This window comes from Rathayibacter sp. AY1E3, from assembly GCF_002932235.1.
GTDB lineage: Bacteria > Actinomycetota > Actinomycetes > Actinomycetales > Microbacteriaceae > Rathayibacter.
Map to the genome: position 1 here is coordinate 1 of NZ_PSVN01000037.1, position 10,551 is coordinate 10,551.

The window sequence follows — 10,551 nt, forward strand, 5'->3', positions numbered from 1 at the left end:
GGTCTGACCCGACGGCGGTCCGAGGGGTGGCGCCCCTGTCCGACACATGATCGAATTGATTCGACCGAGCGGCATGGAGCCGACGAGGTCCGCTCCCGCTCGCAGCTGACCCGCCTGACCGGCCTCAACCGCTCCACGATCGCGGCGCTGGTCGGCGAGCTGGTGGAGCTCGGCATCGTGCGCGAGCGCGAACCCGCCACACCGAACCAGGTCGGCCGGCCGAGCCCCGTCGTCGAGGCCGATCCCGGAGTCGTCGCGCTCGCCGTGAACCCCGAGATCGACGCCGTCACGGTCGCCGTGGTCGGCGTCGACGCCGTCGTCCGCCGCCGCATCCGCCGCTCCGCCTCCGTCCCCACCGCCGAGGCCGCCGCCCGTCTGGCGGCCGAGGCGGTCGCCGAGCTGCTCGCCGAGCTGCCCGAGGAGACGCGGACGGTCGGCATCGGCGTCGCGGTGCCCGGCCTCGTCCGCGACGCCGACGGCCTCGTCCGGGTCGGCCCGCACCTCGGCTGGGACGACGAGCCCTTCTCCCGCATGCTCGCGGACGCGACCGGCCTGCCCGTCCTCTCGGCGAACGACGCCAACCTCGGTGCACTCGCCGAGAGCGTCCTCGGCGCCGGCCGCGACGTCTCGCACCTCGTCTACCTCAACGGCGGCGCGAGCGGAGTGGGCGCCGGCGTCATCGTCGGCGGCGCGCCTCTGCACGGCATCGACGGCTACGCGGGGGAGATCGGCCACACCCTCGTCAACAGCGCGGGCATCGACTGCCACTGCGGCGCCGTCGGCTGCCTCGAGACCGAGGTCGGCCGCGCCGAGCTGCTCACCGTGCTCGGCCTCGACGAGAGCGAGCGGCTGGAGGAGGCGCTCGCCGCCTCCGAGGACCCGGCCGTCCGCGCCGAGGTCGAGCGCCAGCTCGGGCACCTCGCGGTCGCCCTGCGCAACGTGATCAACGTGTTCAACCCGCAGCTCGTGGTGCTGGGCGGCTTCCTCGGGGCGCTGGTAGGAGTCGCGCCGGGATTCCTGGAGGAGCGCCTGGGCCGCGGCGGCCCCTTCCGGGTCGCGCTCGACTCCGTGCGCATCGTGCGGACCGAGCTCGGCGCCGATCTGCTCATGCTGGGCGCCGCCGAGCTCGCCTTCGAGCGCCTGCTCGCCGACCCGCTCGGCACTCCGCTCCACCCGGTCTGACCCGACGGCGGTCCGAGGGGTGGCGCCCCTGTCCGACACATGATCGAATTGATTCGACCGAGCGGCATGGAGCCGACGAGGTCCGCTCCCGCGCCGAGGACGACACCGGCCGCCTCCCTCCCTCCCACCCCGCTGCGCCCTGCGCAGGAAGGCACTCCGTGTCCACTCCCGCCTCGACTCCGACCGCCTCCCTCCCGGTGCACCGCCACCCGGGCGACGCCCTGACGGCCCGCCAGCGCCTCGTCTACGTGATCGTCCTCGGCTCGCTGACCGCCCTCGGGCCGTTCACGATCGACCTCTACCTGCCGGCGTTCCCCGCGCTGCAGAGCGAGCTGAACGTGTCGGAGGCGGCGGTCCAGCTGACCCTCACCGGCACGACCCTCGGCTTCGCACTCGGCCAGCTGGTCGTGGGCCCCTGGAGCGACGCGGTCGGCCGGCGCCTGCCGATCCTCCTGGCCACCTCTCTGCACGTGCTGGCCTGCGTCGGCGCGGCGCTCGCCCCCGAGATCGTCACCCTCGGCGTCTTCCGCTTCCTGATGGGAGCCGGCGCGGCGGCGGGCGGCGTGGTCGCGATGGCGATGGTCCGCGACCTCTTCGGCGGACGCCCGCTGGTGCGCATGCTGTCCCGGCTCGCCCTGGTGTCGGGCCTCGCGCCCGTGCTCGCGCCGGTCATCGGCTCCCAGCTGCTGCTGATCATGGACTGGCGCGGGATCTTCGTCTTCCTCGCCGCCTACGGCGTGCTGGTCGTCGCGGCCGTCGGCCTGCTCGTCGTCGAGACCCGGCCCCGCGCCGCCCGCCACGAGCGCGAGCACCGCTCGCTCGTGCAGCGCTACCGGGCCGTCCTCAGCGACCGCGTGTTCCTCGGAGTGGCGGTGATCGGGGGCATGACCTTCGCCGGCCTGTTCACCTACCTCTCCAGCTCCTCGTTCCTGTTCCAGGGCCTCTACGGATTCGACGCGCAGCAGTACGGGCTGCTCTTCGCCGTGAACTCGCTCGGCGTCGTCCTCGGCGTGCAGGCGTCCTCCTACCTCAGCCGGAGGATCGGGCCGCAGTGGATCCTCGCGATCACGACGCTGACGCTGTTCACCTCCGCCGGCCTGATCGCCTTCTTCGACGTGCTCGGGCTGGGGCTCTGGGGCACGCTCGTCCCGCTGTGGTTCTTCATCGCGTCCTGCGGCTTCAGCTTCCCGTGCGTGCAGGTCCTCGGCCTGGTCAACCACGGCCGGGAGGCGGGGACGGCCGCGTCGCTGCTCGGAGCGGTCAACTTCGGCACCGCCGGACTGCTGTCGCCGATCTCGGGGGTCTTCGGCGCCGGCTCGGCCGTGCCGATGGCCGTGGTGATGATGGCGACGGCGACCGTGTCGATCCTGGCGCTCTGGCTGATCGTCCGGCCGAGGAGCGTCCCGGCGCTGCAGGACTGAGCGCTCGGCTCCGGGTCCCGGCGGTCCGGCACGCCCCGCTCCTGCGGCTCCTCGCGGGCGTTCGGGCCCTCGCTGGATCCGCTCCCGAGCGCCGCTGCTACAGTCCCCTCCCATGTCCTCCCGCGACTCCTCCGCCCTGCTCGCCGAGCTCTCCGACCCCGACCGCGACGTCCGCCTCCGTGCGGCGATGACCCTGGGCGAGCTCGCCGAGCCCGCCACCGCCGAGCCCCTCGCCGCGCACCTGTGGGAGGAGCCGGACTTCTTCGTCCGCGACGTGCTCACCTGGTCGCTCGGCCGCCTCGGCTCCGCCGCCGTCCCCGTCGCCCGCGAGGCGCTCGGCCGCGAGCCCCGGGTGCGCACGCAGGCGCTGCACGTGCTCAGCAAGATCCTCGACCCGGCGACGCTCGACGACATCGCCCCGCTGGCCGCCGACTCCGAGCCCGCCGTCGCCGCGAAGGCCCGCTTCGCGCTGGGCCGCCTCGGCGACGAGCGCGCGCTGCCGGTCCTGCTCGGCCTGCTCGGCGACGACGACGCGGAGGCGCAGAACGTGCTCACCGACGTCCTCGCCTCCTTCGGCGCCGCGGCCGTCCCCGGTCTGGAGCAGGCCCTCCGCGAGGGGTCCGTGCCGGTCCGGCGTCACGCCGCTGCCGCACTCGGCTACCTGGGCGACGACGCGCGTCCTGCCGTCGACGCGCTGGACGGGGCCGCCGGCAGCGACGACTCCGCGCTCGCGGTCTCGGCCGCGATGGCGCTCGGCTCGATCACCGGTCCCGACGCGGCCGCCGCCCTCGAGCGGGCCTCCGCCTCGGACGACTCCCGCGTGAGCGCCGTCGCCGCGCGGCTCCTCGCCCGCTCCTCCGAGCCGACCCGGCTCGACGCCCTCCGCGCCGCCCGCCTGGCCCGCGCGGCCGGCTGAGCCGCGCCGCGAGACCCCCGCGGGGGAAGGCCGGGCATCCGCACGGCCGGTCGGACCGTGCCACGAACCCGGCGCACGGACGCCGGGCTTCCGAACCGTCGGCCGAGCCGCCCCGCAACCCCCAGCGGGGGAACGCCGTGTGACGGCATCATGTCCGGATGGATCACCGCGACGACCGCCTGTCGACCGAGCCCGGAATCGCGCGCCCCGACGCCGTCCAGCGTGCGCGGATGCGCGAGCAGGTGCCGTCCGACGACGTCGCCGCCCGGCTGCTGACGAAGGAGGCGGCCCACCGGGTCTCCCGCCGCTGGCCGCTGATCTCCGCGTCGCTCGCGATCCTGCTCACGGTGCTCCTCGCCGTGCTGATCGCCTTCCGCCCCACCTCGGCCTTCCGCTTCGACGTGGAGTGGATGGACGAGATCGTCGAGCACCGCTCGCCGGTCTGGGACATCCCGGCCCTCGTCATGAACACGGTCGGAGCGGGGCTCGTCGGCACGACGCTCATCCCGCTCGGCATCGTCGCCGTGCTGCTGGTGTTCCGCAGGCGGTGGGCCGCGCTCTACTACGCGATCGCCGCGCTGGTCAGCGTGGGCGCCACTCAGCTCGTCAAGGAGCTGGTGGGACGCGCCCGCCCGGCCGACATGCTCGTCACCAGCGACTACGGCTCCTTCCCGTCCGGCCACACCGCCAACGCGGCGACGACGGCGATGGTGCTGGCCCTGGTGTTCCCGCTGCTGTGGGTCTGGATCGCGGGCTTCCTGTACACCGTGGCGATGATGGCGAGCCGCACCTACCTCGGCGCCCACTGGCTGAGCGACACCGTCGGCGGCCTGCTGCTCGGGATCGGCGTGGCGCTCGTGGTCTGGGCTCCGCTCGCCGGCCGCCTGCGCACCGAGGCCGAGCTCCCGCACCCGCCGATCTGGATCCGCCGCACCACCTGACCGGCGCAGTTCTCTCCGCGCGAGGGCTTCGAGGCCCCGAGGATCGGCGCCCGAGGAGCGCGGAGGCTCGCCGATCAGCCGAAGGCGGCGAGGGAGTCGAGCTCGTTGAAGGTGTAGACGTGCAGGCCCGCGAGGCGGTCGCCCGCCGCCGCTTCCAGGCGCGCGACGAACGCGGACGGGTCGAAGCGGCGTCCGCGGAGGAGCCCGCCGGCCACCGAGGTGCTCCGCTTCAGGAAGCCGAGCGAGGAGCCCACTCCGATCCGCGCGCCCAGCGTCAGCAGCCGCGAGCGCTCGACCGGCCCCGGCACCCCCGCCCACAGATCGGCCGTGATCCCCGTCTCGCGGAGCCGGTCGGCGTAGCGGACCACCGCGTCGACGTCGAAGCACATCTGCGTGACGATCGAGCGGATGAACGGAGCGCGCTCGCGCAGGTGCCGTTCGATGCTCTCGTCGGAGAGGTGCGGGTGGCCCTCGGGGTAGCCTGCGATGTCCAGGGCCAGCCCGGGTGAGATCTCGCGGGCGTCGCGGATGAGCTCGAGGCTCGTGGAGTAGGTGCCGGCCGCCGAGGACGCGTCGCCCGAGATCACGAACGCCTCGTCGATCCCCGCCTCGCCCATCCGCCCGAGGACCCGCTCGAGTGCGGCGCGGCCCTCGACGTTCCGCGCCGCCAGGTGGGGCACCACGCGGAACCCGCGCCCGGCCAGCGCGACCGCGCAGTCCACGGTCCGCCCGGTCCCGTGCTTCGGCAGGCTGGTCACGGTCAGCGTCACCGCGGAGGGGTCCGGGAACGCCCGTGCGGCGCGCTCGCCGATGTCGTCGGCCGGGATGATCTCGAAGCGAGCGCGGGTCATCGGCCCAGCCTGCCACGCGGAGCCGGAGCGGCGCGGGTGGTGGCCGAGGCCGCACGAGTGTCGGAGGGGCGCCCTAGCCTGGAGCCGATCGCCGCCCGGTGGTCGCGGAAGGAGTCGCGTGTATCTGGAGTCCGGCCGCGTGGTCACGAGCCCCACCGACCTGTCGAACTGGGCGGCCTGCGAGTGGGCCGTCCTCCGCCGGTTCGACGCCCTGCTGGGCCGCGCGCCGCGCCTCGAGGCCGAGAGGGACGGGATGCTCGAGCGCACCGCGGTGCTCGGCGACGAGCACGAGCACCGCTTCCTCGCCGAGCTGAAGCGCACGCACGAGGTGCTCGAGTTCGAGCGCCCCGAGCCCGCCGGCTACCCCGCGGCGGCCGAGGCGGCCGTCGAGGCGATGCGCGCCGGGGTCGACGTGCTCTACCAGGCCACCTTCTTCGACGGCGAGTTCCTGGGCTTCTCGGACTTCCTCCTCCGCACCGCCGACGGCGCCTACGAGGTCTACGACACCAAGCTCGCCCGGCACGCGAAGATCCCGGCGCTGCTGCAGCTCGCCGCCTACGCCGAGCAGATGCAGGCGCGCGGCATCCGCGTGGGGGAGCAGGTGCACCTCGTGCTCGGTGACGGCTCCGTCACCAGCCACGAGCTGGCCGTCGTCGCCCCGGTCCAGCGGGTGCAGCGCGCCCGGCTCCGCGCCGTGCTCGACGAGCGCCTCGCCGCCGACGAGCCGCTGGAGTGGGGCGATCCGCGCTACCCCTCCTGCGGACGCTGCTCCGTCTGCGCGCACGAGGTCCAGGCGCACCGCGATCCGATCCTCGTCGCCGGGATGCGGCTCGACCAGCGGGCGAAGCTCGGGGCGGCCGGCGTGCTCACCATCGACGCGCTCGCCGAGCACAACGGCCCCGTCCCCGGGCTGAGCGCGGGCACGCTCGAGGGCCTGCGCGCCCAGGCGCGGCTGCAGCTGCGGTCGGAGTCCTCGCCGGTGCCGGCCGTCGAGGTGATCGACGCCTCCGTGCTCGCCGGGCTGCCCGCCCCCGACCCGGGGGACCTCTTCTTCGACTTCGAGGGCGACCCGCTCTACACCGAGGACAACCGCGAGTGGGGCCTCGACTACCTCTTCGGCATGGTCGACGACCAGGAGCGCTTCACCGCGCTCTGGGCGCACGACCTCGCGGCCGAGCGCCGGGCGCTCCTCGACTTCCTCGCGCTCCTGCGGGCGCGCCGGGCCGCGCACTCCCGGATGCACGTCTACCACTACGCCTCCTACGAGCGCAGCCACCTGCTCTCGCTCGCGCTCCGGCACGGGGTCGGCGAGGAGGAGGTCGACGCGCTCCTGCGCGACGGCGTCCTGGTCGACCTGTACCCGGTGGTGCGGCGGGCGCTCCGCGTGGGCTCGCGCAGCTACTCGCTCAAGAAGCTGGAGCCGCTCTACATGGGCGAGGAGGAGCGCGACGCGTCCGGCGTCACGAACGCCGCCGACAGCATCGAGATGTACGTGGAGGCGCGCGCCGCACAGAGGGCCGATCCTGTCGAGGGGCAGCGCGGGCTCGACCTCGTCGCCGAGTACAACGCCTACGACTGCCGCTCCACGCTCCGCCTGCGCGACTGGCTCCTGGAGCTCGCTCCGCCGCGCGAGGAGCTGCCGCCGCTGCTCGAGGTCGAGATCCCCGTGCCCCGCGAGCCGCACCCGGTCGCGGTCGCACTGCTGGCGCAGGTCGAGGGGGTCGAGCCGCGCGAGCGCACGGCCGACCAGACCGCGCTCGCCCTCGCCGGCGCGGCGAACGACTACCACCGCCGCGAGGCCAAGACCTTCTGGCAGGAGCACTTCGACCGCCTCCGGCAGCCGCTGGACGAGTGGGCGGACACCCGCGACGTCGTGATGATCGACCGGGTCGAGGTCGTCCGCGACTGGGCGAAGCTCCCGCGCGCCCGCACGCAGTCGCGCGAGTTGCGGATCCTCGGCCGGCTCGCTCCCGGCAGTCGGCTCGGCACCGGCTCGTCGCCGTACCTGGTCTACGAGGCCCCGGCGCCCCCTGGTGCGCCCTCGCCCGGTCCCGGTCTGCGCGGCGCCTCCGAGCGCTCCGAGATCCTCGCGGTCGACGACGACGGGGAGCGGATCGTCCTGCTCCTCAAGGAGGGCCTGAAGGCGGGGGAGGATCCGCACGACGACGCTCCGGTCGCCCTCGCCCCTGCGCCGCCGCCGCGCGCCGCGCCCCAGCCCGAGGCGATCGCGGAGTGGGGCGGCGAGGTCCTCGACGCGCTGCCCGCGATGCTGGCCGACCCGGCGCTCGACGTCCTCCGCCGCATGCCGCCGGGAGCCGTCGCTCCTGTGCAGGGCGACGACGTGATCGGCGCGGTCGTCACCACTCTGCTCGGACTCGACCGGGCGACCCTCGCCGTGCAGGGTCCGCCCGGCACCGGCAAGACCTACGTCGGCTCCCACGTGATCGCACGGCTGGTGAACGAGCACGGCTGGCGCATCGGCGTGGTCGGCCAGTCGCACTCGGTGGTCGAGAACGTGCTGAGCGCCGTCGTCGGCCGCGGCGTCGATCCCTCCCGCGTGGCGAAGGTGCCCAAGAACGGCACATCGCCCGAGGCGCTCGAGGCGGCGCCCTGGGCGCCGGTGAAGAACGCGGCGGCACTCACCGCCGTCCTCGAGGAGGGCGGCGGCTGCGTCATCGGCGGCACCGCCTGGACCTTCGCGAACCCGGTCACCGTGCCGCGCCGCTCGCTCGACCTCCTGGTGGTCGACGAGGCCGGGCAGTTCTCGCTCGCCCCGACGATCGCATCGGCCGTCTCCGCCCAGCGCCTGCTCCTGCTCGGCGACCCGCAGCAGCTGCCCCAGGTGAGCCAGGGCGCGCACCCGGAGCCGGTCGACGAGTCGGCGCTCGGCTGGCTCGCCGACGGGCACGACGTCCTCCCGCCGGAGTACGGCTACTTCCTCGCGCAGACCCACCGGATGCACCCGGCGCTCTCCGACGCCGTCTCCGAGCTGTCCTACGAGGGCGCGCTGCGGTCGCGGGCGCCGCAGGTGCGCCACCTGGAGGGGGTCGAGCCGGGCGTGCACTCCGTCCCGGTCGAGCACGCGGGCGACACCACCTCCTCGCCGGACGAGGCGAGGCGCGTCGTCGAGATCGCCCTCTCCCTCGTCGGCCGCGCCTGGACCGACGAGCACGGCGAGCGGACGCTGACCGCGGCCGACGTCATCGTCGTCGCGCCCTACAACGCCCAGGGCGGGCTCCTCCGCACCGCCCTCGACGCCGCGGGCCTCGAGGAGACCCCGGTCGGCACGGTCGACCTCTTCCAGGGCAGGGAGGCGGTGGTCGCCATCGTGTCGCTCGCCGCGTCCTCCGGGGCCGACGTCCCGCGCGGGATGGAGTTCCTCCTCCTGCCCAACCGCCTGAACGTCGCGGTCTCGCGCGCGAAGTGGGCGGCGTACCTGGTGCACTCGCCGGCGCTCGCCGCCTCGCTCCCGACCTCGCTCACCGGCCTCGGGCACCTCTCCGGCTTCCTCCGCCTGCTCGAGCAGGGGGAGCGGGCCGCCCCGTGACGGATCCGGTGGCCGGAAGGCGCGCTCCGCTCCGATTCCGTCGGTGCTCGGCATGGTGGACGACGCGATCCGTCGCTACGGTGTCCCCATGAGAATCCTCCTGGTCGGCGCCGGCGGCGTCGGCGACGCCTTCGCGAAGATCGCCGCGCGCCGCTCCTTCTTCGAGCAGATCATCGTCTGCGACTACGACCTCGCTCGCGCCGAGCGCACGGTCGCCTGGATCGCGGAGCGGCACGGTGCCGACGACCGCTTCGTCGCCGCGCGAATCGACGCCTCCGACGCCGAGAACGTCGAGACCGTCGCCCGCGCGCACGGGGCGACCCACGTGATGAACGCCGTCGAGCCGCGCTTCGTCCCGACGATCTTCGCCGGAGCGCTCGCCGCCGAGGCCGACTACCTCGACATGGCGATGAGCCTCTCGCTCCCGCACCCTGAGCGGCCCCACGAGCTGACGGGGCTCAAGCTCGGCGACGAGCAGTTCGCCGCGGCGGAGGAGTGGTCCTCCCGCGGCCGCCTCGCCCTGGTGGGCATGGGCGTGGAGCCGGGACTCTCCGACGTCTTCGCCCGCTACGCCTCCGACCACCTCTTCGACGAGATCGACGAGCTCGGAGTGCGCGACGGCGCGAACCTCGTCGTGCACGACGCGGACGGCCGCGAGATCTTCGCTCCGTCCTTCTCCATCTGGACCACGATCGAGGAGTGCCTGAACCCGCCGGTGGTGTTCGAGCGCGACCGCGGCTGGTACACCACCGTCCCCTTCTCGGAGCCGGAGGTGTTCGAGTTCCCCGAGGGCATCGGCCCGGTCGAGTGCGTGAACGTCGAGCACGAGGAGGTGCTGCTGATGCCGCGCTGGCTCGACGCCAAGAAGGTCACCTTCAAGTACGGCCTCGGCGAGCAGTTCATCGGCGTCCTGCGCACCCTCCACCTCCTCGGCCTGGACAGCACCGAGCCCCTGCGGGTCCGCTCGGCCGGCGGTCCCGTCGAGGTCTCGCCGCGCGACGTCGTCGCCGCCGCCCTGCCCGACCCCGCCGGCATCGGCCCGCGGATGACGGGCAGGACCTGCGCCGGCCTCTTCGTCTCGGGCACGAAGGACGGCGCCCGCCGCGAGGTGTACCTCTACCACGTGAGCGACAACGAGTGGACGATGGCCGAGTACGGCACCCAGTGCGTGGTCTGGCAGACGGCGCTCAACCCGGTGGTCGCGCTCGAGCTCCTCGCGACCGGCGTGTGGACCGGCGCCGGAGTGCTCGGGCCGGAGGCGTTCAGCGCCGACCCGTTCCTCGAGCTGATGGCCCGCCCCGAGGCCGACGGCGGGTACGGACAGTCCTGGCACGTCCGCGAGGACTGACCGGCGCCGCCGACCTAGGCTGAGCCCATGAGTGACGACGACGGGCTCGCCTCGGCGAGGGACGAGGCGCGCGCGGCCCTGGAGGCTGCCCGCCGACTGCAGGCGGAGGCCGCCGAGGCCCTGATGCGAGCGGAGGCGGCGGCCGCGGCGCTGAACGCGGCGGCCGGCCCGGAGGAGGCGGAGGCCGTCGCGGACGACGTGCGGCTGGTGGCGGCGTCGGGGAGCGGAGCGGAGCAGTCCGCTGCTCCCGTTGCCCAGGACACCGTCGCTCCGGACGCCCTCGCTTCCGGTCCGATCGCTCCGGATGCACCTGCTCCGCCCACCCCCTCGGCGCCCGCCCCGGCC

Annotated in this window: 7 protein-coding genes and 1 pseudogene; 7 read left to right on the forward strand and 1 reads right to left on the reverse strand. The window is 74.4% G+C overall.

The features are described from left to right. Positions 1-3 precede the first annotated feature (3 nt). The 4 genes from C5C53_RS16420 (at position 4) to C5C53_RS16435 (ending at position 4,460) form a co-directional block, all read left to right on the forward strand. On the forward strand, positions 4-1,182 hold the full coding sequence (locus tag C5C53_RS16420; protein ID WP_104268036.1) for an ROK family protein: 1,179 nt from the start codon (positions 4-6) through the stop codon (positions 1,180-1,182). Between the two features lie 158 nt (positions 1,183-1,340). After that, positions 1,341-2,603 (forward strand): multidrug effflux MFS transporter, encoded by a 1,263-nt coding sequence (locus C5C53_RS16425; RefSeq protein WP_104225137.1) that lies wholly within the window; start codon positions 1,341-1,343, stop codon positions 2,601-2,603. 112 nt (positions 2,604-2,715) lie between these two features. Beyond that, on the forward strand, positions 2,716-3,519 hold the full coding sequence (locus C5C53_RS16430) for a HEAT repeat domain-containing protein (RefSeq protein WP_104225136.1): 804 nt from the start codon (positions 2,716-2,718) through the stop codon (positions 3,517-3,519). A 158-nt stretch (positions 3,520-3,677) separates the two neighbouring features. Beyond that, positions 3,678-4,460 carry a phosphatase PAP2 family protein gene (locus C5C53_RS16435; RefSeq protein ID WP_244229597.1) on the forward strand — a complete coding sequence of 261 codons (783 nt, stop codon included), beginning with the start codon at positions 3,678-3,680 and terminating at the stop codon, positions 4,458-4,460. Between the two features lie 74 nt (positions 4,461-4,534). Here C5C53_RS16435 and C5C53_RS16440 read toward each other — a convergent pair whose 3' ends face one another. Continuing rightward, positions 4,535-5,311 (reverse strand): methylenetetrahydrofolate reductase, encoded by a 777-nt coding sequence (locus C5C53_RS16440; protein WP_104225135.1) that lies wholly within the window; start codon positions 5,309-5,311, stop codon positions 4,535-4,537. A 118-nt stretch (positions 5,312-5,429) separates the two neighbouring features. Here C5C53_RS16440 and C5C53_RS16445 point away from each other — a divergent pair, with 118 nt between their 5' ends. From C5C53_RS16445 to C5C53_RS16455, 3 genes and pseudogenes are all read left to right on the forward strand, one after another. Then, positions 5,430-8,858: a bifunctional RecB family nuclease/DEAD/DEAH box helicase gene (locus C5C53_RS16445; RefSeq protein WP_104225134.1), complete on the forward strand. Its 3,429-nt coding sequence runs from the start codon at positions 5,430-5,432 to the stop codon at positions 8,856-8,858. A gap of 88 nt (positions 8,859-8,946) precedes the next feature. Further along, positions 8,947-10,206, forward strand: coding sequence for a saccharopine dehydrogenase family protein (locus C5C53_RS16450; RefSeq protein ID WP_104225138.1), 1,260 nt, complete (start codon positions 8,947-8,949; stop codon positions 10,204-10,206). A gap of 27 nt (positions 10,207-10,233) precedes the next feature. Then, positions 10,234-10,551 (forward strand): annotated as a pseudogene (locus tag C5C53_RS16455) (hypothetical protein); the annotation flags it as partial.